This window comes from Parvularcula sp. IMCC14364, from assembly GCF_030758415.1.
In the GTDB taxonomy this organism is placed as follows: Bacteria; Pseudomonadota; Alphaproteobacteria; order Caulobacterales; family Parvularculaceae; genus Aquisalinus.
In genome coordinates, this window is sequence record NZ_CP132334.1 from 850,318 (window position 1) to 876,178 (window position 25,861).

General features: G+C 48.7%; 19 protein-coding genes and 2 pseudogenes. 13 read left to right on the forward strand and 8 right to left on the reverse strand.

Going from position 1 to position 25,861, the window contains the following annotated elements:
* Positions 1-12: 12 nt before the first annotated feature.
* From RAL90_RS04110 to eda, 8 genes are all read left to right on the forward strand, one after another.
* The gene (locus RAL90_RS04110) at positions 13-2,223 is read left to right on the forward strand and encodes a glycoside hydrolase family 3 N-terminal domain-containing protein (protein ID WP_306253256.1); all 2,211 of its coding nucleotides are present in this window, start codon (positions 13-15) and stop codon (positions 2,221-2,223) included.
* The gene (locus RAL90_RS04115) at positions 2,216-3,274 is read left to right on the forward strand and encodes a LacI family DNA-binding transcriptional regulator (protein ID WP_306253257.1); all 1,059 of its coding nucleotides are present in this window, start codon (positions 2,216-2,218) and stop codon (positions 3,272-3,274) included. The genes RAL90_RS04110 and RAL90_RS04115 overlap by 8 nt, the downstream gene beginning before the upstream one ends.
* A gap of 100 nt (positions 3,275-3,374) precedes the next feature.
* Positions 3,375-6,152, forward strand: a complete 2,778-nt coding sequence (locus RAL90_RS04120; RefSeq protein ID WP_306253258.1) for a TonB-dependent receptor — start codon at positions 3,375-3,377, stop codon at positions 6,150-6,152.
* 133 nt (positions 6,153-6,285) lie between these two features.
* Positions 6,286-7,788: a glucose-6-phosphate dehydrogenase gene (gene zwf, locus RAL90_RS04125; protein WP_306253259.1), complete on the forward strand. Its 1,503-nt coding sequence runs from the start codon at positions 6,286-6,288 to the stop codon at positions 7,786-7,788.
* Positions 7,772-8,473, forward strand: coding sequence for a 6-phosphogluconolactonase (gene pgl / locus RAL90_RS04130; RefSeq protein ID WP_306253260.1), 702 nt, complete (start codon positions 7,772-7,774; stop codon positions 8,471-8,473). Before zwf ends, pgl begins: the two co-directional genes overlap by 17 nt.
* Positions 8,474-8,483: 10 nt before the next feature.
* Positions 8,484-10,337 (forward strand): phosphogluconate dehydratase, encoded by a 1,854-nt coding sequence (gene edd / locus RAL90_RS04135; RefSeq protein WP_306253261.1) that lies wholly within the window; start codon positions 8,484-8,486, stop codon positions 10,335-10,337.
* Positions 10,334-11,296, forward strand: a complete 963-nt coding sequence (gene glk / locus RAL90_RS04140; protein WP_306253262.1) for a glucokinase — start codon at positions 10,334-10,336, stop codon at positions 11,294-11,296. The genes edd and glk overlap by 4 nt, the downstream gene beginning before the upstream one ends.
* Positions 11,293-11,922: a bifunctional 4-hydroxy-2-oxoglutarate aldolase/2-dehydro-3-deoxy-phosphogluconate aldolase gene (gene eda, locus RAL90_RS04145; protein ID WP_306253263.1), complete on the forward strand. Its 630-nt coding sequence runs from the start codon at positions 11,293-11,295 to the stop codon at positions 11,920-11,922. Before glk ends, eda begins: the two co-directional genes overlap by 4 nt.
* Here eda and RAL90_RS04150 read toward each other — a convergent pair.
* On the reverse strand, positions 11,919-13,355 hold the full coding sequence (locus RAL90_RS04150; protein ID WP_372340425.1) for an MFS transporter: 1,437 nt from the start codon (positions 13,353-13,355) through the stop codon (positions 11,919-11,921). The two genes, eda and RAL90_RS04150, sit on opposite strands and share 4 nt — an antisense overlap.
* 128 nt (positions 13,356-13,483) lie before the next feature.
* On the opposite strand from RAL90_RS04150, the pseudogene RAL90_RS04155 reads away from it, so the two are divergent.
* Positions 13,484-14,062 (forward strand): annotated as a pseudogene (locus RAL90_RS04155) (transposase); the annotation flags it as partial.
* Positions 14,063-14,433: 371 nt separating this feature from the next.
* Here the strand turns inward: RAL90_RS04155 and RAL90_RS04160 are convergent.
* Positions 14,434-14,856 (reverse strand): RyR domain-containing protein, encoded by a 423-nt coding sequence (locus tag RAL90_RS04160; RefSeq protein ID WP_306253265.1) that lies wholly within the window; start codon positions 14,854-14,856, stop codon positions 14,434-14,436.
* Positions 14,857-14,953: 97 nt separating this feature from the next.
* Between RAL90_RS04160 and RAL90_RS04165 the strand changes: the two genes are divergently transcribed.
* On the forward strand, positions 14,954-16,177 hold the full coding sequence (locus RAL90_RS04165; RefSeq protein ID WP_306253266.1) for a patatin-like phospholipase family protein: 1,224 nt from the start codon (positions 14,954-14,956) through the stop codon (positions 16,175-16,177).
* 51 nt (positions 16,178-16,228) lie between these two features.
* Here RAL90_RS04165 and RAL90_RS04170 read toward each other — a convergent pair whose 3' ends face one another.
* The gene (locus RAL90_RS04170) at positions 16,229-17,251 is read right to left on the reverse strand and encodes a lytic transglycosylase domain-containing protein (RefSeq protein ID WP_306253267.1); all 1,023 of its coding nucleotides are present in this window, start codon (positions 17,249-17,251) and stop codon (positions 16,229-16,231) included.
* 43 nt (positions 17,252-17,294) lie between these two features.
* On the reverse strand, positions 17,295-19,790 hold the full coding sequence (locus RAL90_RS04175) for a peptidoglycan-binding protein (RefSeq protein WP_306253268.1): 2,496 nt from the start codon (positions 19,788-19,790) through the stop codon (positions 17,295-17,297).
* A 128-nt stretch (positions 19,791-19,918) separates the two neighbouring features.
* Here RAL90_RS04175 and RAL90_RS04180 point away from each other — a divergent pair, with 128 nt between their 5' ends.
* From RAL90_RS04180 to RAL90_RS04190, 3 genes are all read left to right on the forward strand, one after another.
* Entirely contained in the window at positions 19,919-20,380 is a 462-nt protein-coding gene (locus RAL90_RS04180; RefSeq protein WP_306253269.1) for a toll/interleukin-1 receptor domain-containing protein, read from the forward strand.
* Positions 20,367-21,329 carry a hypothetical protein gene (locus RAL90_RS04185; RefSeq protein WP_306253270.1) on the forward strand — a complete coding sequence of 321 codons (963 nt, stop codon included), beginning with the start codon at positions 20,367-20,369 and terminating at the stop codon, positions 21,327-21,329. The genes RAL90_RS04180 and RAL90_RS04185 overlap by 14 nt, the downstream gene beginning before the upstream one ends.
* A gap of 627 nt (positions 21,330-21,956) precedes the next feature.
* Positions 21,957-22,790: an IS5 family transposase gene (locus RAL90_RS04190; RefSeq protein ID WP_306249540.1), complete on the forward strand. Its 834-nt coding sequence runs from the start codon at positions 21,957-21,959 to the stop codon at positions 22,788-22,790.
* Positions 22,791-22,802: 12 nt separating this feature from the next.
* On the opposite strand, the gene RAL90_RS04195 is transcribed toward RAL90_RS04190, so the two are convergent.
* The 4 genes and pseudogenes from RAL90_RS04195 to RAL90_RS04210 all read right to left on the reverse strand — a co-directional run bounded on the left by RAL90_RS04195 (position 22,803) and on the right by RAL90_RS04210 (position 25,601).
* The gene (locus tag RAL90_RS04195; protein WP_306253271.1) at positions 22,803-23,162 is read right to left on the reverse strand and encodes a hypothetical protein; all 360 of its coding nucleotides are present in this window, start codon (positions 23,160-23,162) and stop codon (positions 22,803-22,805) included.
* Positions 23,163-23,210: 48 nt separating this feature from the next.
* Complete coding sequence (locus RAL90_RS04200) at positions 23,211-23,813, reverse strand: hypothetical protein (protein ID WP_306253272.1); 603 nt, start codon at positions 23,811-23,813, stop codon at positions 23,211-23,213.
* Between the two features lie 129 nt (positions 23,814-23,942).
* A pseudogene (locus tag RAL90_RS04205) lies at positions 23,943-24,251 on the reverse strand (integrase core domain-containing protein); the annotation flags it as partial.
* Between the two features lie 229 nt (positions 24,252-24,480).
* Positions 24,481-25,601 (reverse strand): IS3 family transposase gene (locus RAL90_RS04210; RefSeq protein WP_372340402.1). Its coding sequence is split into 2 segments (ribosomal slippage): positions 24,481-25,319 and positions 25,319-25,601, totalling 1,122 coding nucleotides; the frame shifts between segments, so codons are not numbered across the junction.
* Positions 25,602-25,861 lie beyond the last annotated feature (260 nt).

Below are 25,861 nucleotides of genomic sequence, written 5' to 3' on the forward strand. Positions count from 1 at the left end.
GAGTCAAGGTGTATGATAAAATCAATGAGTGTGGCTTTGGAAAAGAATAGAGGGAAAGACCTCTGGGCTACTCTTCAAAAGATGAGCCTGCGTGACAAGATCGGACAATTGCGACAGGTTGATGGTTCGGGGGGGCGATCTGATGCATCACTCCTTGAAGCCATTCGCCATGGTAGGGTTGGTTCAGTCATTAACGTTGTCGATCCAGATCTGGTAAATGAGTTACAAGAAATTGCACTTCATGAAAGCCCTGCTGGAGTCCCGCTTGTATTTGCCCGGGATGTGATTCACGGCTTCAAAACAATTTTCCCGATACCACTCGGTCAAGCCGCGACTTGGGATACTGATCTTGCGAGAGAAGCGGCCCATCTTGCAGCATTAGAAGCTTATGCTGTCGGAATACGTTGGACATTTGCTCCCATGATTGATGTTTCGCGTGACCCGAGATGGGGGCGCATCGCTGAGAGTTTTGGGGAGGACCCTCTTCTGAATGCGCTATTCGGGCGGGCTATGATAGATGGGTTTCAGGGAAATGATTTGAGTGCCGAAGGGTCTATCGCTGCCTGTGCTAAGCATTTTGTTGGGTATGGTGATTCCGAAGCGGGTATAGATTACGGCTCAACTAATGTGTCGGAATTCGAACTGCGCAATGTTCATCTGGAGCCATTCAGAGCAGCCGTCGCAGCAGGTGTGGCATCCGTGATGTCATCTTTAAGTGATGTGGATGGTATACCTGCAACTGCGCATAGGGACCTTATACGCGGTGTGTTGCGTGACGAATGGGGTTTTGCTGGTCTTGTAGTAAGTGACTGGGATTCCGTTAAGCAATTGTCCGTTCATGGTATAACTTCTGATGATAAAGAGTCTGCCTATCAGGCGGCAGAGGCTAGAATCGATGTGGAGATGACTAGCGATACATATGAGAATCACCTTGCTGACTTGGTCAGCTCCGGCCAGATTGGCATTGAGGCGGTTGATTCTATGGCCATGAGTGTTCTCAAGTTCAAAAAGAATCTTGGTCTTTTCGATAGACCGTATACACCTAAGAACTACAAATCAGGAATTTCTGAGGCGGAAATTAAAGACTGTGCCCGCCGTCAGGCATCAGAGAGCTTTATTCTATTAAAAAATAGTGATTCTGTCCTTCCGCTTAATCAAAAGAAGCTTTCTTCTATTTGTCTTGTCGGTCCTATGGCTGACCAAGATCGAGAACAGTTAGGTACTTGGGTATTTGACGGTGATCCGGCGCGGAGTGAGACGCCATTAAAGGCATTTCAAGATCTATTGCAGCCAGATTGCGAGGTGTTGTTTGAAAAAGGTCTGGCGACAACGCGATCAAGCTGTGCTGAATTGGCGGACTTCGCTGTTGAGAAGGCGCAACACGCGGACGCGGTTGTGGCTATCATTGGCGAAGAGGCTATATTGTCCGGCGAAGCTCATTGCCGTGCTAACATCGATCTACCTGGTGAACAGGTGGAATTGATCAGACGTCTGAAGGCTACAGGTAAAACTATCATCGTTGTAATTCTATCGGGGCGCCCTTTGACGATCGGCGACCTGTTGCCACATGCTGATGCGGTTTTGTTTGCTTTGCATCCTGGAACTATGACGGGACCAGCCATTTGTGATTTATTATTTGGCCATAAGGCACCTTCTGGAAAGTTGCCTTTTACATTGCCCAAGTCCGTTGGGCAGGTGCCAATTTACTATAGCAAGAAGAATGGGGGCCGTCCTGCGACGCATGACAGCATCATGTCTATTGATGATATTCCGGCAGGCGCCGAGCAAACATCTTTTGGCATGACGGCTTTTCACCTTGATGATGGGTTTGAGCCACTATTCCCTTTTGGTTTTGGTTTGTCGTATACAGAGTTTACTTATAGCGATCTTCATATTCTCTCGAATGAACTGTCCCGAGGTGGGGAGCTGCATGTGTCCGTTTGTGTTAGGAATACAGGATTGCAAGATGCTTTTGAAGTGGTGCAACTTTATACGCGTGACCGTGTCGGAAGTGTTACGAGGCCGGTTAAAGAGTTGAAGGCCTTCAATAGAGTTCTTGTCCGCTCTGGAGAGGCCCAAACAATGCGTTTCTCATTATCCCGGGAAGATTTGTCTTTTTATCGTAGGTGTAGGGAATATGGAGTAGAGGCTGGAGAGTTTGACTTATGGGTGGGGGGGTCTTCGCAGGCTGACTTGCATGTGACCTTCGAAATTGATGCCTGAGTTATCTAATGCAAAGCGCGCTGGAGCTGCGACCATTGTTGATGTCGCGCGATCGGCGGGTGTTTCAATAAAAACTGTGTCAAGGGTAATCAATAACGAGGTTTCTGTACGGCAAAGTACACGTGCAAAAGTCGTCGAGGCGATAGAGCATCTCGGTTATAAGAGAAACCTGTTTGCAAGAAGTCTGCGGGCGGATAAGTCCTTCGCTTTCGGATTGCTTTATGAAAACCCGCAAGGCGACTACTCTGCGGACATTTTGCATGGCGCGCTTAGCGCCTGCCAAGAAAGAGGTTACCACCTGGTTGTGGAAATTGTGTCAGATAATGACCTTTCAAGTCAGGTTGAAAGGTTTCTGGCTACGACAAAAGTGGATGGCGTTTTTCTTACTCCGCCTGTTTGCGATGACCCCGGGGTTTTGAGTGTTTTGGAGCGAACCGCGACTCCGTTTGTTCGGATATCGCCTCTTAATCCTGCGGCTGGTGAGCCTTACGTGGCTATTAATGATTTTGAGGCGGCGCGAGAAATCACAAACTATCTCCTTTCTCTTGGTCATATGCGAATTGGACATATTGCAGGCCCAGCAAACCATCATTCCGCAAGGGAGCGTCACCGCGGATATCAAACAGCCTTAGAGGAAGCGGGGATAGTATATGATGATTGCTTGGTTTTGCCGGGAAACTTTAATTTCGATTCTGGCAAGAAAGCCGCAGGTACATTTTTCGCTTTAGATGAGCCGCCAACTGCTATTTTTGCATCTAATGATCAGATGGCAGCCGGCGTGCTGGCGCGCGCTCATGAACTAAAGATACAAATTCCCGATGAGTATTCTCTCGTCGGCTTCGATGGAGGCACGATTTCGGAGGTTGTCTGGCCGAGGCTGACAACAATTAATCAATCAGTTCGCGGCCTTGGGGTAGATGCGATCAGATTGCTCGTAAATATCAGCGAGGACCCGGATATTGAGCGCGAGCCTGTTTTTTTACCGTATGAAATGAAGTTTGGAGCATCAACATCGCGGTTAGAGCATGCTCCAAGAGCAGGTAAGTCCTGACTGTTGCCTAAATGCAATTGACGAAGATTTGCTATCGGCGCTATATTCCAAAAAAAGACAACGTTGTCATAACTATAACTATAGCCGTGGGAGGCAAATTATGAAGGGCTTAAGCAAACAATCTATATTAACGTCGCTGCTACTTTCGAGCTGTCTGGTAGCGCCAGCTGCGTTTGCGCAGGATGAGGAAGATGACCTGACTCTTCTCGAGGAAGAAGACGTAATCATCGTTACAGTTGAGCGCCGCGAGCAAAGTCTGCAAGATTATGCAGGTACAGCTGCCGTTTTTGATGGTGATGATCTTAAGGCCGTTGGTGTTCAAAACATACAAGACTTGGATGGTGAGGTCCCTGGGTTATCGATTTCAAATAATACCGGCAATATAGAAATCTACATCCGTGGTATTGGCTCCAGTAATAACACAGAGCTTGGCGACCCTGCCGGTGCGACGCACCTTAATGACGTTTATGTGCCTCGCCCATCTGGTTTTGGGGCGGCTTTCTTTGATATCCAGCGTGTGGAAGTGAATCTTGGGCCACAGGGCACGTTGCGTGGCCGAAATGCTACGGCTGGCTCTGTTAACATCATTCCATGGAAGCCCGGTCTTGGTGTGCGCGACTTCATGCTCGAGGCATCATACGGTAACTTTGATGAAACAACTGTTGAAGGGATGGCAAACATTCCCCTAACAGATACGTCTGCATTCAGAATTGCCGGTTTCTCTAAAGAGCATGACAGTTACTATAAAAGCGTGACGCCAGACAGTGCCGACTTGGGGCTAAGCATTCCTACTTCGGAGGCAGAAGGCGTTGGTGTTGCGGAAGCAGCTGACGACATGGGTTTTCGCGCCACATATCTCAACGAGCTTACCGACAGAGCTAAGCTAACTCTTACCTATGACTATATTGAGCAAAAGGGTACAGGTTATACCGGTACGAACTATGCTAATCCGTTAGGAAATGGTGTGAATCCAGAGGACATTTCTGACCCAAGAGAAGTGTTTGGGCGCGGGTTTACGCCTAGGGAAGATACAGAGCATTGGGGTTTTAAGGCGCACCTGGAATACGAGTTTGATAACTTTAACGTAGAATATATCGGTTCTTACCGAGATTTGCTTTTTGATTTCGAGTTTATTACGCCTGCTGGTCCAAATTATGCGGGCGCTTTGGATACGTTCGTGCCGTTTGATTCTGTGTTCGATAATTTTAGTCGAGTAAAGTTTATCACGGATTCTGAATCTGTCGTTCACGAAATACGGCTTTTTGGTGAGGAGGAAAAATTCTTGTGGACAGCGGGCGCGTTCTACTTCCTTGAAAATCAGGCGACTTTCCTCGGCACTACCGGGGATAGAAATCCATTCTTTCAGGGGGTGGAGTTTAATCAGCGCACGGATACTGAGAGTCTCTCCTTCTATGGAGATGCTACCTATGATGTGAGCGACCGTTTCAGGTTGACTGGCGGCCTGCGCTACACAGAAGAAGAAAAGAACCGATTCGGAATAAATGCACGTTATGCTTTTGGTATCGGCGGTCCAGACTTTAGCTGCTGCTTCATAAACGGTGTGGCGCATGGTACTGAAGGGTTCCAGTTTACTGGGCTGGATCGGACTATTTTTAATCCTGATACTAATGGTGATGGTCAAATTGATGCAAATGAATCCATCGCGTTCTTCTTTGATGGTATTCGCACGTTTGGCAACCGAGATGGTTTCGATGATGTTTTCCCGAATGGTCAGCAAATTCAGGATGTCTTTCCGGACCCGACCACAAGGCCTGAGTGTGAAGGGTCTTTCGCTTTTGTGGGTAGTTGTGCCAACTTCGTGCCCGATTTTGATGGCGTAATTGATTTCTCTCTGGCGCCGTTTAATTCTAGCTTCGCTATTCAAAACGGTAGTACTCAGGCTGACTTTTTGGACTGGCGTTTGCGGGCAGAATACGATTTGTCTGACGACAATCTCCTTTATGCGCTTGTTGCGACTGGCAACAAATCTGGTGGTTTTAACGATAACGTTGCAGATACTGATGGTATTGCAGTGGCTAGCCCTGCTGATAATGCTCCACAAGATTTTGACACTGACACTTTGGCACCGACATACAAAGAGGAGAGCGTAACTCTTTACGAGGTGGGGTCTAAAAACGAGTTCACTATTGGTGACGTCGATGCTACGTTTAATGCCACAGCATTTTTCTATGATTACGTAGATCTGCAGCTTACTAGTTTACAGTCCACCGCTCAGATTCTGCAATTTGAAGGTATTGATCTGACCGACGACCAAATAACTAGATTGGGAGGCCAGGTAAACAGTTTTACGTTTAATGCTTCGGATGCTGAAATTTATGGTGCACAATTCGATGGTAGTTTACAGTTCCCTGGTAATTGGAACTTGAAAGCAAATCTGCTTTTCCTTGAAACGGAGATCGTTGGCTCTCAGGAGATCCAGGACAGCCGCTTTCAGGCAGATGTCTCTCCAACTGAAGCCGTGAACCAGTCCATTGAAGGTAACGAGTTACCGAGGACACCAAACGTCCAGTTCAATGGTTCTGTATCTAAGGCGATTGAAACAGACACGGGTCGTTGGGACTTTATTGGGTCTGCTGGTTACCGTTCGTCACAGTTCATGACTTTTTTCAATGGTATTGACTATCAAAATCCAGATAATCCAAGGCTTCGTCTTAATGATAAAGTTGAAGGATATTGGACATTCGACGCTGGTGTTGGATACTCGCATGGTGATGACGACAAGCTTCGGTTTGAGGCGTACGTCAACAACCTGACAGACGAGCAACGTGAGCAAGCTATTATTATCACGCAGTTTGATAATACGCGCTTTTTCAACCGTCCACGTACATACGGTGTTAGAGCACGGGTTCGTTTCTAGTCACCATCGTATTTCCAAATCAACCCGCGACCATATAGTTGGTTGCGGGTTTTTTTTTATCACTTGGTGATTTATTCGGCGAGTAGGTCTATAATACTAGTATACAGATTAAAACCACAGGGCTGGTGTTTACATGAACGGTCTCGAAGCGGATTCTTCTCCTCAACTATTACCCGTAAATGCCTTTGATATCGTTGTGTTTGGTGCTGCCGGTGATCTTGCCTTGCGCAAGCTGATTCCAGCATTGTTCCATCGCTGGCGAGATGGACAGATTCCAGAGAATTCCAAAATAGTTGGTACATCACGGGCGCAGATGTCGGATGATGAGTTTCGGCAACTTGCTCTGAACAGTTTCCGAAAGTTTCATCCCGCAGAGAAGGTAGACGACAACGAATGGGCTTCATTTAGCGGGCACATATTCTATGCGGGCCTTGATGCAACATCTGCAGATGCGAATTGGGCGCCATTACGAGAACGGCTGGATGATGACACCAGTAAACAGCGAGTTTTTTATCTTGCGCTTCCGCCTGGTATCTACGGTTCCGTTTGTCAAAACCTGGATAAAGCTGGTCTTAAATCTGATGGTGCACGAATCGTCCTGGAAAAACCTATCGGGAAAAACCTTGAGACAGCCCATGAAGTCAACGAGGCTGTCGGTGCGGTTTTTGAGGAGCATTCAATATTCCGTATTGATCACTATCTAGGAAAGGAAACTGTGCAGAACCTGATAGTTCTCCGTTTCATGAATTCTCTATTGGAACCAGTCTGGAATGCTAATGTCATAGATCATGTACAGATCACAGTAGCAGAAAGCATAGGTGCCGGTGGTCGTGCAAGTTACTACGATACTGCCGGAGCGCTGCGCGATATGGTTCAAAACCATCTCATGCAGTTGCTGTGCCTGGTAGCGATGGAACCTCCACTTGATCTTGAAGCTGATACGATTCGTGATGAGAAGATCAAGGTATTGCGTGCCCTGAGGCCAATCACTGCCGAGAATATAAGGCATGCGACAGTGCGCGGCCAGTATGAAGAAGGAGCACTACAGGGAGAGGCAGTACCCAGCTATGCAAGCGAACTGGGTAATTCAAGCAGTATTGAAACTTTCGTCGCCCTTAAGGCCAATATCGACAACTGGCGCTGGAAGGGAACACCTTTTTATCTGCGTACTGGCAAGCGTATGCGCGAGCGGCGCTCAGAGATTATAATCCAATTTAAGAATGTAGCGCATACACTCGCGGCGCCGGAAGGTGATCAACTACAGCCAACCCGGCTTGTGATCCGGTTGCAACCGGATGAAGGTATGAGGTTAATGCTTGTTACTAAAGACCCTGGTCCTGGTGGCATGCGTCTTCGTTATGTGCCACTGAACCTCAGTTATGCTGATGCATTCTCCGCGCGGTACCCGGATGCCTATGAGCGACTGCTTATGGCCGTCGTTCGCGGCAATCTTGGCTTATTCATGCGCCGCGATGAAGTAGAGGCTGCATGGAAATGGGTCGATAGCATCCTCGATGCGTGGAGCGGAGATTCCACACCAATTCACAAATATGCTGCCGGTACTGACGGACCAGCTCAAGCTGCGATGATGCTTGATCGTGACAACCGGGAATGGTTTGATGGACTTCCTACCTGAGATTATTCAATTTGCTTCTAAAGAAGTGATGGCGGCGCGTCTGGCTGATGTGATTGAGGCTGAGTTGTCCCGGCACGACCGGTCTTCGATCGCCCTCTCTGGCGGCTCAACGCCCGCGCTGCTCTATGAGGTATTATCGCAGCGGCCTTGCCGCTGGTCGAGCGTGACTGGTTTGCTGGTCGATGAAAGATTAGTGCCGCCAACAGACAATGGTTCGAATGAGGCTTTCATCAACCGAACTCTACGGCAGCAAGAGGCAGTAAAGATGTCTTTATACGGGATGTGGCAGCCAGGTGCGAGCGCAGAACGCCTCGCGCAAATGCTTAATCACGAAATACCAGGACTGGCCTTGCCATTAGATGTTGTCATCTTGGGTATGGGAAATGATGGCCATACGGCGTCATGGTTCCCGTATGCGAACGGCCTTGATGAAGCTTTGTCTGATAATGCGCCGGATGTTGTTGCAATTAAAGCGCAGGCCAGCGCCGTGACGGGTAACTATCTGGATCGCCTGACGCTCAGCTTACGGAAAGTAAGGGAGGCGCGGCGTATTTTTCTCCTGATTTCCGGAGAAGAAAAAATGAATACTTTTAAGTCCGCACTGCTAGAGGAACCAGTTGAAGCTATGCCTGTCCGCGCGATATTACGTGCACGACCTGACCTTTGGGTATGCTGGTCACCATAGGAGAGATGATGTGACAAAACTGAATGACACTATAGCCGCCGTTACCGACCGCATTAAAGGGCGCAGCAAAGAGACGCGCGCCGCTTATGTAGAACAGATTCAGGCCGCTGCCGCCAGTGGTCCGCATCGCACGTCGGTCTCATGCGGAAATCTCGCCCATGCAGCTGCGGCGTGTCCGGCATCTGAAAAATCGATTCTGGCCAAAGGCGTGGCGCCGAACATTGGTATCGTTACGGCGTATAACGACATGCTATCCGCCCATCAGCCACTTGGGACTTATCCTGATATTATTAAGGAAACACTCTCCGACCTTGGGGCGACAGCGCAAATCGCCGGTGGTGTGCCGGCTATGTGTGATGGTGTGACGCAAGGGCAGCCGGGTATGGATCTTTCCCTGTTTTCCCGGGACGTGATTGCAATGGCAACGGCAGTGTCGCTGTCTCATAACGTGTTTGACGGCGCGTTGATGCTCGGCGTCTGCGATAAGATCGTGCCTGGTCTGTTTATCGGGGCAGCGCGCTTCGGCCATTTGCCTGTGATCTTCATGCCGGCTGGGCCTATGCAGTCCGGATTGTCCAACGATGAAAAGGCCCGTGTTCGTCAGTTATACGCGGAAGGCAAAGTGGGCCGGGACGACTTGCTGGAAGCTGAAAGCCGGAGTTATCACTCGCCGGGAACTTGTACCTTTTACGGGACGGCCAACTCCAACCAGATGCTGATGGAGATCATGGGTCTGCACCTGCCGGGGTCGGCGTTTGTAAACCCTGGTACGCCGTTGCGTGAGAAGATCGTCCAGGAAACTGCCCGCCAGATCGCCGGGATCACTGCTCTTGGCGAGGCGTATACGCCCTTCTACGAAGTCATAGATGAGCGAGCCATCGTAAATGCGATTGTGGGCCTGCATGCAACCGGCGGCTCCACCAATCATACAATCCATCTCGTAGCAATGGCCAAGTCTGTCGGAATCGAAACCAACTGGACAGATTTTTGTGATCTTTCCAAAGTAACACCTTTGCTATGCCGAATCTATCCGAATGGGTATGCGGATGTAAATCACTTCCACGCGGCAGGGGGGCTGGCGTTTCTCATTCGGGAGCTTCTGGGGGCGGGCTTGTTGCACGAAGATGTCAAAACCGTTTTTGGCGAGGGGCTAGGCCACTACGCACAAGAGCCGGTGATGCAGGGTGGGGAACTGAACTGGCAGTTGCCACCTGAGATCTCCGGTAACGCGGAGATTTTAGGGACTATCTCAGAACCTGCTTCACCAACAGGCGGTCTTGTGCTTCTCAATGGCAATCTTGGCAGGTCTGTGATTAAGGTCTCGGCAGTGAAGCCGGAACGGCAGGTAATTGAAGCACCGGCAATTGTTTTTTCTTCGCAACAGGCACTCATAGGTGCCTTCGAGGCCGGTGAGCTTGAGCGAGACTTTATCGCTGTGGTGCCTTTCCAGGGCCCCAAAGCGATCGGAATGCCGGAGTTGCATAAGCTTACACCACCGCTCAGTGTTCTGCAGAACAAAGGTTACAAAGTTGCGCTGGTGACAGATGGTAGGATGTCCGGGGCTAGTGGAACAGTACCAGCTGCAATCCACATGACACCTGAGGCACTTGATGGTGGCGCGATCGGGTTAATACGGACTGGGGATGTAATCCGTCTTGATGCTGTTACTGGCACATTGGAAGCTATGGTTGAGCAGGCTGAGTTGGACAGCAGAGCGCGGCCGGAACCGTCTATATTCGAAGAACATTGGGGAACAGGGCGGGAGTTATTTGCCGGGATGCGCTCATTGGTGACAGGCGCAGAGCAGGGGGCCATGTCGTTCTCACTTAGTGAATACACAAGGCACATGGAGCCTGCGGAATGACTGCGCCCACTCTTGTTGCTGACATTGGAGGTACCAACGCCCGTTTCGGTCTGTCCGTGCCGTCAGGTGGGGGACGCCAAGTCACGGACATTCAGAACTTTCGTGCTGTAGACTTTGAGACGGTCCGTGATGCAGCAGATGCCTATCTTGAATCGGTCGGAGTGCGTCCAATTCATGCTTGCTTTGCCGTTGCAGGTCCCGTGTCGAGCGATGAAGTCACCTTCACCAATTCCCACTGGCGGCTCAAGGTTGATGAAACAAGATCAGGCATGACGCTCGACACTCTACAAGTCATCAATGACTTCCATGCTCTGGCCGCAGGCGTGACGCATCTACCGGACGACAGTTTTGAGGTTATTCGCCATGGAACAGGAGAGTCATTTTCCCCATTGCTGGTGATCGGCCCAGGCACAGGCCTCGGTCAGGCCTTGGTTATTCCATCAGATAGCAGACAGATTGTTGTGCCCACGGAAGGTGGGCATGTGGCTTTTGCACCGCGTACTGAGGCAGAGATCGAAGTCATGAAGTTTATTGCCCGCGAGCACCCGCGGGTCTCCGTAGAGCGGGTGTTGTCGGGCCGTGGCCTAGTCAATATCCACCGCGCCTTGTGTATGATGTCCAATACACCTCGTGCATCCCTGCAGGCCAATGAGATTACCAAGGCGGCTCTTACCGGTGAGTATCCGATTGCGATTGAAGCCGTATCAATGTTCTGTGAGATACTTGGTAGCGCTGTTGGCGATGCGGTGCTCGCGAGCGGTGCCCGACAAGGAGTGGTGCTCGGTGGGGGCATTCTGCCGAAGGTCCGAGATTTTTTTGTGACAAGTGCGTTTGTAGATCGGTTTCTCGATAAGGGCCGAATGCGGAGCTATCTGGACGATGTGCCCATCCGGCTGATCATGAGGGAAGGGGCGGCACTTTATGGTGCAGCTGCAGTTCTGGAAGAAAGATTATCATGAAGATTGATGAAATCCTGAAGGCGGCAAGTGTGATTCCCGTGCTGGAGATTGGCGCGCTTGAGCACGCAGCGCCATTGGCGAGGGTACTTGCGGCAGGCGGGCTTCGGGTCATTGAGGCGACATTGCGGACAGCTGTTGCGGTCGATGCAGTGAAAGCCATGAAGGATGCAGAGCCAGATCTTGTAATAGGTATGGGAACGATATTGTCTGCGGAAGATATTGAAAAATCTGGGCCTTGCCAGCCTGATTTTCTGGTGACGCCGGGCGCAACGCGATCACTGTTTCGAGCACTGAATGAATATGGTATTCCGAGCCTGCCTGGCGTCGCGAGTGCAAGTGAAGCGATGATCGCCGCAGATGCCGGTTTCACGGCTCAAAAGTTTTTCCCGGCTGAACCTGCTGGCGGAATTGCCTATCTGAAAGCCTTAAAGGGGCCTTTACCCAAAATCACTTTTTGCCCGACCGGCAGTATTAGTGCAGACATCGCACCGGATTATCTGGCCTTGCAAAATGTAGCCTGCGTTGGCGGCTCATGGATCGCTTCGAAAGACATGATCGCAGATGAAAAATGGGACCTCATTGAAGCTAATGCCCGACTGGCTGCTGAGATGAAGCAGGAAGCCTAAATAGGTGCTGACCGGCTGGCAGCCAAGTCCTCACTGATCTGTTCAAGCATTTCCTCCCGTATCGGATAAAGCAAAAGAACCAATCCGTTCATCAGGGCGAGCGCCCCCGGAACCAAGCAAAAAATAACCCGCAAGCCAAACAATGCTTCGGGAGTTTGCTCCTGATTGGCAATGAAACCGATTATACCGAGCATGGCACCGGCACCGGCACCGCCGATGGTCAAGCCCATTTTCTGGGCAAACATAGCGGCAGAAAATACAAGGCCAGTACTCCTCCGCCCGGACCGCCACTCGCCGTAGTCTGCCACATCGGCATACATTGACCACACCAATGCCGGTGTAGGCCCTGCAAAAAAGCTTCCGATAATATTAACGATCAGCATAAGTGCGTATGCATCAGGGGGAATGACGAAAAAGACCATCATCGCAAATGCATTTAGCATGGTAAGTCCCATCAGTGCGTTCCGCTTACCGAGCTTTTGTGCCAATGCCTTTGTAAATAGTAGTCCTGCGATGAATGCAATCGAGCCAAGTGTCAGGAATAATGATGTCTTATCCAGAAAAAGAAAAACTGATGAGCCATCGTCGCCAACATAGTATTTAAAAAAATGGAACGTGACCGCATTTCGGACTGCTACATTGGATAGCGTCAATACACCAGCAAATGCCATTACTAGCCATGCCCTGTTTTGCAGCAATATAGCAAAGTCTTGGCGGATATTTTGTTCTTTGATTTTTGGCGGTGCGACTCTCTCTCTGGTGGTAAAAAACGTGAATAGAAACAGAATTGTGGCGAGTGTAGCCAGGATCAGAAAAGTCCATCGAAAACCAAGAGCTTCATTGAACCCAGGTGTACCTAGACCGCCACCGAAAAAAGAAACCATAGGCCGTGCTGCCATGCCGATAATCAGACCAGCTGTAAACGCCCCTATAAAACGGTAACTTGAAAGGATCGTCCGCTGTTCAGAGTCTGATGTTATCACACCCATCAGAGCAGAGTAAGGGACGTTAATCGCGGTGTAGACCATCATCAGAAGAAGATAAGTGACCGCTGCATATGCGATTTTGATCGGTTCACTGAGGCTTGGAGCAGCGAAGGCCAAAAAAGTCATGACACCAAATGGTACTGCCATCCAGAGTAGATATGGCCTGTACTTTCCGTATTTGGTTTGTGTGCGATCTGCAATAATCCCCATGAGTGGATCATTGATGGTATCCCAGATACGGACACCGATGAAAATTAGAGCAACTGTCGCCGGGGATAAGCCCATAACGTCAGTATAAAAGTAGAGCAGTAGAATATTGACGCCCTGGAACACGATGTTCGAGGCGGTATCCCCCATGCCATACCCAAGCTTTTCGCTCAGACTTGGCTTAGTTTCCGTTACTGTTTGCAGCGTCTCATCCCTTTTCGTAGTGAAGTCTAGGTTCAGGACCAATAAATCTTGTGGACTAATGCGAGCGGTGATTCAAGATTTCACAGGAGGTTTTGCAAAGAGCGGTTTGATCTGGTTATCCCCGGGGCAGATCGAACGGATACAGCCTGACTTTCCTTAATCCCATAGAATTCTGCTGGTTGACGACAGGCGTCCTCGTGGCGATCGATATCTCAAAATACCGCCATGAAGTTCTTATCGCTGAACCGGGAAAGAAGCGTTGCCGCCGCTTGACGATCCAGAACAAACGGGAAGATTTTGACAGGTTGATCGCTCTGTTGATGGGGTATGGCAGGTCCTTCCGTATTGGGTTTGAGGCCACCGGCAACTATCATCGCAACATAGCCTATGCCCTTCATCAGGCGGGGTGCGAACTGAAGCTGATTTCGTCCGTATCTCTCGCACGCACACGAGAAGCGCTTCACAATAGCTGGGATAAAAACGATCCAAAGGACGCACAGGTTATTCTACATATGCTGCAGATCGGTGCGTGTCAGTTCTATCACGACCCGCTCGTCCATTGCATCACTGATATTCAAGAGCTGTCCAAAACCCACGATATTGTCTCACGGGCGAAGACAGAACTGTGGCATCGAATCCTAACCCACTATCTACCGCTCTATTTTCCGGAAGCAGAACGATTCCATCGGTCACCACGCAGCGATTGGTTCCTTGCCTTCCTTGAGGCGTTCCCATCGCTGCACATGTTTTTCTGCCGTCTTACGCGGCCCGGACCTTTTGCTCATCTTCGCTCCATAAAGGCTACGATGATCCAAAAACCCACCCTTAGCAAAAGGCCGTCACGTGTCTCATAATCCCTGACGGGTTACAAAGTTGAATACTGACACAACGCAAATCAGGTCTCCTGCGTTTGGTGCACCGCTCGAATTGAATGGGTGAGTGCCAGCGCAAACTATGGTTTCATCTCGTTGTTTCACGTTCTCAGGTTCAAAATAAACTAGCCTAGCCCAAGGCACTTGAGTTTCCTTAGTATCGGGATAGCCCTACCAGTCCAATTTTGGCTGGGGGGCCTGGCGATCAATAAGCAAATATGGCGCTGTTCCATCTTGGCAGTTCATCCGATTTGCCTGAAGTACAAAGCCTCTACGATGGCTGCAAAAAGCGCGTCCTTTTGTTTTTCGACGTATGGCAATTCTTCGTAAGCGATGAGCATTGGATGAGTTTTCTTTTCTCCGTCTTTCACAGCACCATGGACCCAGCCATCCTCCATTTTTTGCTGCATCCACTGATCGTGCTGTGCGGAGTTCGGGGCTGAAGGGTTTTCTAGGCGGAATCGAATGCCCTGGAGTGTTGCTTCACGCATCCAATCTTCAATCTTATCATATGGCGGTTGAGAATTATCACCATGTGCCATGCAGAACGCGCGGATGGCCTCATGAACGACGCGGGAAATTACCACAAGCTGGTCTTCGTTTATTTCCATATGGCATGACATAGGCTTTTTAAGGTCACATTTCCAGCGCTGGACTAGCCGCATGTTCTCTGATCCATTCTTCCAATTGCGAGCCTTCTATGGTTAGATGAAAGCGTTAAACGGGCATGTCTGATGCAATCGGATGGGAATGGGGGCTTCAGTGAATTTACCAGACATCGTGCGCAGTTGGTTCGGGCAAGTGGAAAACGAATTAGTATGTCGTCTCTCTCAATACTCACGCGGACTGGATGCTAAGCTAACCCCAGGACCGAAGAAGAGGATTTTATCCCTGGATGGCGGTGGTATTCGCGGGGCCATGGCTATTGGTGTGCTCGAGGGCATTGAGGATCTGTTGCGCAAGCGTCATGGCAACGACCCGGATTTTCGTCTGTGTGATTACTATGACCTGATCGGCGGCACCTCCACTGGGTCCATCATCGCGGCAGCGTTAGTCGCCAAGCGTTTCAGCGCCAGCGAAATCAAGGACTTTTATTTTGAACTTTCCCCGAAGATCTTCAGACCCTCTCTCTTACGCCAAGGCTTTAGCCGTGCGAAGTTTGATGGCTCCAGATTGCTGAATGCACTGGATGATGTATTTGGTGACACGACACTTGGCGACAGCAGCCTGGAATCCGGTATCGCGATTGTTGCAAAAAGGATTGACACATCCAGCACATGGGTAATGCATAATAATCCGTCAGCCCCGTTTTTTGGTGACCCTGCCGATGGCAGTTATATCGGTAACAAACATTATCTATTGAAGAACATTATTCGCGCCTCGACAGCAGCGCCCCATTACTTCAAGCCAGAACGCATTGAAATCATCAAAGATCAGGAATATGGGCTATTTGTTGATGGGGGTATGACCCCACACAACAATCCAGCCTTCCAGCTTGTGATGCTCGTTGGCATGAACGGACATGGCTATAATTGGGCGTTTGGTGCTGACCAGCTTTTGGTGACCAGTATTGGGACTGGTTCAATGTCAGAAAGGGTCGAGGCCGACAAGGTAAACCGGCAACTGCAAATCCAGAAAACCATGCAGGCATTGACTTCAATGATCACCAGTTCGGAAGACTTTGTCGAGCTACTCATGCAATGGCTTGGAGAATCTTCTGATCCGACGGAAATCGATTCCGAGATTGGTACACTGGCGCAGGAGTTTCTCGCCCAAAAGCCCTTGTTTTCTTATCAACGCTATCAGGCCACGTTAAACCAGTCCGCTCTCAAGTCTGATTTAGGTATTTCGATCAGTGCCAAGGAATTATCAGTACTGAGAGATATGACAGACCCGGCAGCTACCGGCATTGCCCATGGCGTAGGGCAGATCATGGCAGACAAGCTGATCAAAGAAACACACTTTCCGACTGGGTTCGATTTGTAGAATTCTTGAGGGATCTGTCACGAAAATTTGTCGATCAGAGTAACCAGAAATTCATCTGCTCGTTATCCGGTCACCGATAATGCCAGCAGTGACGGCATAGTGAGCGGAGCAATTATATCTCAATATAGTTTCGAAATTTTTAGATACCAAGAACGTTCGATCGCTCCCTAAACGATACCGCAAAACGGACAATGGCGTATTATCGGTAAATACTTCCAGCACATCAGGCACTCCCAGGCTCTGCCATTCTTGCGCCTGCTTGGTCGTTGTTAGGTATGTTATCGGTTTGCAGCCTTTGGACTGCTTAAACTCAAACTGATTTCGCAGCACAGCTAGATCGGATGGCACTTCAACGCCCCAAGGTATCCCGGCACGCCACCCGTGACGCTGTAGATAGTTCGCGATTGATGCTAATGTATCTTTTTCCGAATCCCAAATATCGGACATACCGTCGTCATCACTGTCAACTGCATAATCGAGATAGGCTGATGGCATAAACTGAGGCTGTCCCATAGCGCCGGCCCAAGATCCCGTCATTTTTTCTATGTCAAGAACACCTCGTTCGTACATTTGGATCAAGCACCGAAGCTCGTATGCAAAATAGTCCGAGCGGCGATGATCAAATGCCAGCGTTGCTAAGGCTGATGCCACGTTATAAGGTCTGACCAACTTACCGAAGCGACTTTCTTGAGCCCAAATCCCAAACAATACAGATGATGGCACCCCGTAGAAGGAGCGCAACTTCGACAAGAATGGTTGCAAAGCGCGAAACCGTTCGTATGCGTATTCCATATATGGCCCAAGCCGTAAATCAGCGAGATATTCATTCAGACTCAGATTAAACTCTGGTTGTGATCTGTCTTTCTGTAAAACTTCGGGTTTGAAGCTGACGCCTTTTAGGACATGCTTTGCAGCTGACTCCGAAACGCCAGCGCCTAGGGTGTCACCCAAAAAATTGTCTCGCCACTGATCGAACGATGAGGATATATCATTAGCCCAAGCAGAGGGTACAACTTGGCTCAAGAGTGACGCAGAGCCAAACAGAAATGAACGTCGCTTCATGAATACGGTCATTCAAACTACCCTGTTGAATTGCGATGCGTGCTGGTTAGGCAGATCATTCTATGCCACAGTATGACTGATCAGTTTCCTTTGGAGGGGATAAAGAGCCGAAGCAGGTATTAGCACCAGAGTTGATTGCATCAATCGCCGCCTGGCGCATCATCAAACACGTTGACAAAGAGTACCCGCCATCAGAGTTTTCGATTCCGTATTTTTCCTCAAACAATTGCACGGCCTCAGTTAGTGACGTAGCTGCCGGTCTCTCAGCCGAGTTTGTTTGTAAGGGCTGACTTTCAACTGAAGTATCTTCATTACCTGATTGGTTTTGACTACCGACTGCCTCGTTCAATTTACTCCATGTTGTTTCGTCAACATCACCTGTTTCCTCAAGTCCATAGTCCAATTGAAACAATACGACCGCTTGGCCGGTCCCGCGACCAAATACTCCATCTGGGGTCCCAACCGGATACCCTAAATCTGCAAGTCTTTCTTGCAACTCTAGTACTTCAGGACCAGAGGAACCCACTGTTAAGTCAATTCGCCGCGCTCCAGATGCTGTTTCTGGTACAGCACATAGCCCTACTAGATAGGTATACATGTCTTGTTCTAAGGTCCGCTGCGTTGTGCCCGAAACTACGTCAGTTGAGAGTATTTGACTGGGATCATCAAATAGCACGCTTAACATACGGTTTGTCCAAGCAATACGGTCTTCTTCACTATGGGCATGACGGCTGGAGTTCGGGTTGCCGAGATTAACCCCGCGCGAAACAGCCCGTGCATCATTGCGGTCTGCATATTCACCGAGGTTGACATACTTGAAGTATGCCGCCGCAACTTCAATGGACACATTTAGATCATCAAGTAATTCTGGATTAGACTCCAGATCGATCCCGATGATTTCACCGTAACGGCGATAGTTATCTCTACCGGTCAGCCGATAGAAGCCGCGTCCACGGTATTTCCAGCCGTCACCAGGCTGGGTGTTGCCCAGGGACTCTCGCCCATAAACATGATTGGCAATGGCTTCCGGATTACGGGCGAGACGTTTGGCTTCCTCTTCGGTGACCCGGGTCGGGAAAGTCCTGCGCAAACCGGCGGCACTGTAATTCAGGTTTGCTTCATTAAAGCGCAAAAATCCTGTCTCGATGATACCTTGCCCCAAGAAGTGGGCTACCCGTAATGGCGTATTGATCTCATACTTCTTCAATATCGGTTCCGATCGCAGAATAGTGTTGAGGTAGCGATATCGAGTACTAAATGGAGTGCTAATTTGCTGCCCAGGAAAAATGGTAATAAATTTGGTCATGTCAACTTGATTTATTGGGAGACCAAAAAAACTGGGGCCCACTACATCCATCGCATCGCTTGAATTTCTGGATGTTTCTGAAAAATCCTTGGTTAAATGGTTTTCTTCAACAAACCCTTGCACCTTATTATTGTTTAGACGAAGACTCACGCGTGCCCAACCCTCAGGTATGGAAAGTTGTCGGCGAGTCACACCGACGGCAGTGCCAAGCGGCAAAAACGGGTGGAGTTTCAGGGTATCAGTGTCCGGTCCCAGAAACAGAGGTGCAGTATCGCTCTTTATAAAGAAATTACGCGCCGCAAACTCATCCTTACAACTGATAAAACAAAATGCGTCATTCTCAGCAGCCGAGATGAAGGGGCGCGATGGATTGCTTGCATAGGGTACTTCATCAGTGGCATCGGCTAGCGCCGCATTCACTCTCTCAACTTCGATAGACAATGCCGCTTCGGTTAAAGCAGTTCGAGCCGACATTTCCGGATCTGTCAAAGAAGCTGAAACGAACCGTGAGAAGCGACCATCACTATCAGTCACTTCTCCAACATCAGCTCCAAACATAATGGTCACATTATCATGGTGCTGTTCAACAAACGTACTATTTTGAGAAATTACCCGCCCTCTACCTGGCGGCGTTAAAACAAATTCCCATCTTGGAGCATCAACGAACAAATATGCACTTTTCACCGAGGCGCTTTGATCATCAAGAACATCTAAAAATCTCTGTACTGGGATTGCTTTCTCTCTGATCGACGTCAGCGTGCATTTGCCATTCAAGACTTTTCCATCGGCCGGGTCACGACATGGTTCAATATCGACGGGTAAAATGTAATTCTGCCGCTGTAGGCCAAATGCACTTGCAATTCCGAACGGCTTGGAGCCGCCATGGCCAGCGAAGTACATTACGGCAACTGTGTTCTCCGGATCTACGGCCAATTGGGCTGAAAATTCGTCAAGCGCAGTTTCAATTTGTAATGCTGTCAGATCTTCATGTCTTTGTATGAGTTCAAAATCCGTCGCTATCAAAAAAGATTCGACATTATCCAAGTCACTGAAAATGCCCTTGTCAGATCTATATTCAGGCAAAGCTTCAGTCCCTTGAGGATAGTTTTCAATTCCAATCAACAGCGCGATTCGTCGTTCTTGGGCGAAAACGGCACCCCCAAGTGTGTGAAGAACAACGAGTATAACAGAAAGCATTTTTAATAGCGGAATTACACCGACCAATCTATTCGTAAGTTTTTGCATCCAGATCCCCAACCCTCATTCATAAGTAAGTTGGACAAAGCGGACTGGAACTGTCAAGTCACCAGTGATTGCAGTTGCGAGGGTCGTTTTTTGCATTTAAGTGTGACGCCTATATGAGGGGGCAGGGCGTGGCAGACATATTTCTATCTTACTCTAGCGATAACAAGCAACAGGTTCGTTCACTCTCGGAACAACTAGAAGCCGAACAGTTCTCAGTTTGGTGGGACAATGATCTGCGCGCTGGAAATCACTGGATCGACAGAATCGACCTTGAGCTTAAGTCTGCCACTTGCGTGATTGTTGTTTGGAGCGAAAACTCCGTACAAAGTCGGTGGGTTAAGGAAGAAGCATATACGGCCGAAAAGCGCGGGACACTGCTGCCGATTCACATAGACAATGTCGAGCTTCCGTTGGGATTTCGTACAATCCAGTCAGAAGACTTCACGGATTGGAACGGCTCTAGGTCGCATCGCTGCTGGCAAAGACTGATGCTCCAGGTAACCTCTCTCATTCCGGAGGGAACGAACCTTGAGTGGCTAGAATCTTCATCCCTGCAAACTGATCGGGCGCTCGACCATGTTCCGTACTGAACGAAGTATACCGGCTGTTCCGGTATTCGGATTCCTTGTGAGCACAACATTGATCATCCTGTTCAGTTGGCTTGGTGAGAGCCCGAACGTTGGTACTCTTAAACTCGATATTTTGAATGTCTTTCTGATCGCAGCAGTCGCTGTCAATGGCCTGTTTATTCTAGCTGATCGTGATATTCCAAGACGATTCAAGGGTCTTGTAAGGCAATGGTTCTTGCCTAAGGAAAATCTGGTCCGAATAAACTCAGGAGAGGTGTTCTATACGATCTTTGTGGGAGTGTATGGGCGTAACCACTTCAGCTTACGCTGTTTGATCGCATCAATTCTGTCTTCAACAATTTTCTTCGCCATCTTTGTCGGCTCTGGCGTGCTTGTCGCAACCCCCGAGAACTCAGCCAGTATTATCGCTTTACTCCGAGATGAGCCATCGACAATCTTGGTTGAGTATTTGCTGCCTAACATTGTGGCCGATTTCTTTGCTCTTTGGCAGACCCGATATTTCTTGCGCTTGATTAAGGACTACCCAATCTGGACGATCCCTCTTATCATTCTTGATGTATTGATAACACTCGTTATCTTTTTCCTGGCGATCGCATTTTTTACTGCCATGATCAATGAAGAGAACGTTATTACGGCGCTCTCGCCTGCCGCATTGGAAATTACATATTATACGGAGTTAAGCGCCTTAAATGACCGCCAAGGACCGGAGGTGGGTACAATTACCCGCGCAAACTATCTGACAACTTATGTAACCTCGGTTTGGTTATGGCTCGTCTTGGGGCTGGGGCCCATCTTGAGAGGACTGTTTTGGCGCAAATCTGGGGAAACTCCCTTGGGTATTGCCTTTCGTGTCAGTGAATATCCTATGATCGCATTTGGTTTCGCTATAAGTCTGACGATTCTCGGCTTCGGCATTTTGACTTGGCTTGGAAGCCTCTTTTTAGTTTGAACTGTCCGTCATCTCTGAGAACCTGACTCGTAAGCTGTCCATACTTTTCAATGTTTGCAAATCTTCTTGTTGCTATCCTGATGTGTGCAATGAAGAGTATGCGACCGTTGAACGCGGCGTTGATCTTATTCATGAGTTCTACCGGGTTGTCGCCGCTGATCTTGCAGACCGTGCTATAACAATGAGTGCAACGCCACTCGTTAATAAAGAACCAGCTTGATGCGGAAAGCGGTATTGGATTGGCGTCAGTTAAAAACTGTCCTGATGCCGATTGAAATCTACTGTACGAGCTTGTTCTACCCGACATCTCCACATGTGGTGAGCGGATCGAGGGTACGGGATTTTGTCTCCTGCCTAGGATGCATGGTCATTCCTATAATGATCATAAAATTTGGCTTTCAAGACATCCCCGAATAACGATTCCCTCTTTACAGATTCGCTATCTTTGATGAAATTCGAACGCATGATAAAGCTAACAGTAGACTACAAGCCCAATCGCTTCATGGATTTGATAGTTTTCTTGGTTGCGCGGCGTATGAACCCTTTTGTTAGAGCCTGATCCAAAAGTATCTGGGTGATTTCAACGACTTATGATTCTCTTTGTTTGCTTAAGACACGGAGGATCAGATGAGTTGGAATGAAACCACCCGCACATATTATGACCGCAGTTTCCTGCGCTATGCAAGTGATCTGACGGACGACGAATGGGCTTTGATTGAACCTGAAATACCTCTTCCAAATCGGATGGGGCGTCCTCGCAAGTGGCCGATGCGGGAGATCATGAACGCCTTGTTGTATATCGCGTCTACTGGCTGCCAATGGCGCATGTTACCAAGGGATTTCCCGCCTTTTTCGACGGTTCAGAAATATTTTTATTGGTGGCGTGATGACAGATTGCTGGAAAAGATCAATCACCGCCTGCTGTTTGAATGCCGCGAAGCACACGGCAGAAGCCCACACCCCAGCGCAGGTGTGATCGATAGCCAGTCGGTTAAAACCACAGAAAGTGGCGGTATTACTGGCTTTGACGCGGGCAAAAATATAAAAGGCCGCAAGCGGCATATTCTGACGGATACGGAAGGCTTTCTGGTGACAGCACTTGTGCATGCCGCGGATGTACAGGATCGCGACGGCGCACCAGCGGTGTTGATGGAAGCGCGAGACAAATTTCCATGGCTTCGCCATATCTTTGCCGATGGTGGCTATGCGGGAGATAAGCTAAAGCGCAAACTTAAAAAAGTCGGTCCATTCCGGATGGAAATCATCAAGCGATCCGATAAAATGAAAGGCTTTAAAGTCCTGCCCCGGCGATGGGTCGTAGAACGCACATTCGCATGGTTAGGGCGATCACGCCGTCTCGCCAAGGATTGGGAACGATGCTGGACCTCAGCTATCGCATGGCTATTCATGGCTCACATCCGTATCGCAACAAGACGACTGGCAAGAGCATGTTTCATATGAAAGACTTTTGATTCAGACTCTTAGGTCTTGCTTATGCGGCCACTTATGATGAATCTTTGGGTTTTCGGGCGATTTGCAAAACGCATACAAATAATCCTCAACATCTTCTGACAAAATGTCTCTAAATTCTCGTGGCAAATTTTTCTGAATTCTTTTTTTCTCAAATTTAGTAAGAGATGTTGTGTCAGGATGAATGTTCAGAAGAATTGTTTTGTCTAAGGCCTTCGTATCGATGATTTCGTTCAACTCCCACAACAAACCCTCTGAGTCTGATAGTTGCACTAAAATCGCTCGTGAACGTTTCAGCAAAGCGGTCACCACTGCTTGCCATGAGTCATCGTCAATGTAGACCCGGCCAACCCCAGGCAACACTTCATCGTCTCCGGGCCTTCCAACGGCGATGATAGGCGCAAAGCTCTTCTAGGAATCCACGAACCATGATTCAATTGGGGTAGACTTCATACCAATTCCTAATTCTTCCTCTGCCTCCCTGTTTCTTTGCAACGCCTCGAGCAGCCAAAGATTTTTTGAAACATTTGGATAATCGTGCCTGAAGTCGCGAAGTAGAAGTACAGGTGCGCGAACATCTTGGAAAGGGCGAAGGTAGCTCCAAGCTTGTTTCGCCGCAAAGCTTTTGCGTCCAATACGGACAAAACTCTCATGTACAAACATTGGTGCAACGGTTACCATCATAACTATGGCGATAATGGGTGGTATCTCATTCATCATCATCCACCGTGCGAGAAGGGCCAACATTGAGAGAAACACAATTGTAAAGAACAGATAGAACGGCACTTCAAAGTAGAGCAGGTTGTATTTACTCCGATTGTATACCCCCCAATTTATCGAGTATTTATTTTCATCCGCAATATCTTGCCACCACTCGGACATACCTTTTTTGGACTTCCATTTCGATGGAAGAGATGAATCTATCCATATACTGACTAAAAGCCAGATGTAATAAATTGTTCCTAGTGAAAATCCTATCAAAAGCAGAATTAGGGATAAAGAAAACAGTCCCATCTCTATGCCCCTCCAATTAATTATCACGCCATTGAACGCGGCCTAACGCGCCCGAAGGTGACGAAACTGGACGGCCCTGTTTAGGTGCTCCAGTTGCCGAGTTAGGCCTGGCTATATGATGTAGCGGCCTCATGCCGCCACGCCTTCAACGTAAGGCGGCATGAGAGGCTTTGGCAAGATTGATTTTGGTGCCGGTGAGCGGTAGCCCAGCGAAGAGTGAGGACGCAATGTGTTGTAGTGTCGTCGCCACCATTCGATCAGAGTTTGGGCTTCTTTCGGTGTATAGAGTATCTCCCTGTTCAAGAACTCATCTCTAAGTTTTGAGTTGAAGCTTTCACAATAGCCATTCTCCCACGGCGAGCCGGGCTCAATGTAGAGCGTCTTCACGTTCAATCGTCCCAGCCATTCGCGCAGTGCGAGAGCAATGAACTCAGGGCCGTAGCACCTTTGGAAGTAACTCACTGCATTAGGCTTTGGCCGCCTGTGGAGCCGCTCAAACGAGCGGAATAGGTGGTCAAAGCCGGGCGACAGTCTCTAATTTTGGTTTGCTGAAGAACCACAAGAAACGGAGGCTGACTATGACCAATACCGATGTTACACCCGATCCCGTTGTTCGGTTAGCGATTGATATCTCAAAACATCGCCATGATATTGTCCAGCCCATAAATTAAGTACCATTTTGATGTAGAGTTTCAGGTATTGGTGTGCGCATGTTGAGAGCTTGATGTGGCCGGATGGTATTGTACTGTTTGAGCCATTTATTGATGACGGTTTTAGCTTGCTCTATCGTAGTGAACCATTCAGCATTGAGGACTTCTCTTCGTAAGGTGCCATTGAAGCGTTCGTTATAGCCGTTTTCCCAAGGTGAGCCTGGATAGATACGGATCGGTTTGATACCAACCTTGGTCAACCATTTCTGGAAGTTCTCCGCTGCGAACTCTGGGCCGTTATCTGACCTTATAAACTCTGGCTTTCCATGACATAAGAACAATGGGTACAGAGCCTCTAATACTTCCGCATTCCCCATCTTTGGTTTTACAGCGACACAGAGAGCTTCTCTGGTGTATTCATCAAGGACGGTCAACATTTTGTAGCTACTCCCATTGCTGAGGCGATCATGAACAAAGTCGATGCTCCAGATATGGTTCTCATACTTTGGCCGTAACCGGATGACAGAGCTGTCTTTGTGATACAGGCGTTTCTTTTTCTTATGGCGTTTGGGTTGCTGTAAGCCTTCTTCCCGCCAAAGCTTTTCTATTTTCTTGTAATTGACCTTCCAGCCTTCAATCTGCAGTAACTTGGTTATCTTGCGATAACCGTACCGACCATATTGTTTGGCTAATCGAATAAGAGCCAGGCGAAGCCTGTCCTCATTATCTTTGGGTCGGTTAAGATAACGCTGAGAGGAACGGGGCATACCAACCGTTTTGCAGGTCCGCCGCTCAGACGTATTCAGTCTTTGACGTGCCTTCACAATGGCCTGACGTAGGTCGGTGACCGTCAGACCTTGGGCTTTAAAACATCAAGTGTTTCTTTGAGAATAAGCTTGTCTAGTTCAAGCTCGGCAACAATTTTCTTCAGACGCTGGTTCTCTTTCTCGAGACCTTTAAGTTCAGATAACTGGGACTTGCCCATGCCGCCATACCTTTTACGCCACTTATAGTATGTTGCATCACTCACGCCTGCTGATCGACAGGCTGTCGCGACATCATTCCCGCCCGCCAAACTCAGCTCAATCTGACGCAGCAGGTTCAATATATCCTCATCGCTAAAGCGTTTCCTCGCCATGCAAATAACCTCCACCATTCATAGAATAATACCAAAAATGTGGACCAGTTATAATGGGGCAGGACAGATCGCAAATCGAATTGCTGGTTTCAAAATAAAATGTTTAATATCAATGCCTTACTGGCGACCCCGACAGGATTCGAACCTGTGGCCCCCAGATTAGGAATCACTTCTGACCATTTTTCAACGTCAGTGATCATGCGGATTTATGCAGTAAAATCAACAGGTAAATCGATTTTGAGATTCCACGGAATTCCACC

Bases quoted from the DNA above. Each gene is read 5' to 3' on its own strand.
- pgl (WP_306253260.1), top strand. From the start codon at position 7,772: ATGGACTTCCTACCTGAGATTATTCAATTTGCTTCTAAAGAAGTGATG.
- RAL90_RS04170 (WP_306253267.1), bottom strand. From the start codon at position 17,251: ATGACCGTATTCATGAAGCGACGTTCATTTCTGTTTGGCTCTGCGTCA.
- RAL90_RS04120 (WP_306253258.1), top strand. From the start codon at position 3,375: ATGAAGGGCTTAAGCAAACAATCTATATTAACGTCGCTGCTACTTTCG.
- RAL90_RS04175 (WP_306253268.1), bottom strand. From the start codon at position 19,790: ATGCAAAAACTTACGAATAGATTGGTCGGTGTAATTCCGCTATTAAAA.
- glk (WP_306253262.1), top strand. From the start codon at position 10,334: ATGACTGCGCCCACTCTTGTTGCTGACATTGGAGGTACCAACGCCCGT.
- RAL90_RS04190 (WP_306249540.1), top strand. From the start codon at position 21,957: ATGAGTTGGAATGAAACCACCCGCACATATTATGACCGCAGTTTCCTG.
- RAL90_RS04115 (WP_306253257.1), top strand. From the start codon at position 2,216: ATGCCTGAGTTATCTAATGCAAAGCGCGCTGGAGCTGCGACCATTGTT.
- RAL90_RS04110 (WP_306253256.1), top strand. From the start codon at position 13: ATGATAAAATCAATGAGTGTGGCTTTGGAAAAGAATAGAGGGAAAGAC.
- RAL90_RS04160 (WP_306253265.1), bottom strand. From the start codon at position 14,856: ATGCGGCTAGTCCAGCGCTGGAAATGTGACCTTAAAAAGCCTATGTCA.
- RAL90_RS04185 (WP_306253270.1), top strand. From the start codon at position 20,367: ATGTTCCGTACTGAACGAAGTATACCGGCTGTTCCGGTATTCGGATTC.
- RAL90_RS04200 (WP_306253272.1), bottom strand. From the start codon at position 23,813: ATGGGACTGTTTTCTTTATCCCTAATTCTGCTTTTGATAGGATTTTCA.
- zwf (WP_306253259.1), top strand. From the start codon at position 6,286: ATGAACGGTCTCGAAGCGGATTCTTCTCCTCAACTATTACCCGTAAAT.
- eda (WP_306253263.1), top strand. From the start codon at position 11,293: ATGAAGATTGATGAAATCCTGAAGGCGGCAAGTGTGATTCCCGTGCTG.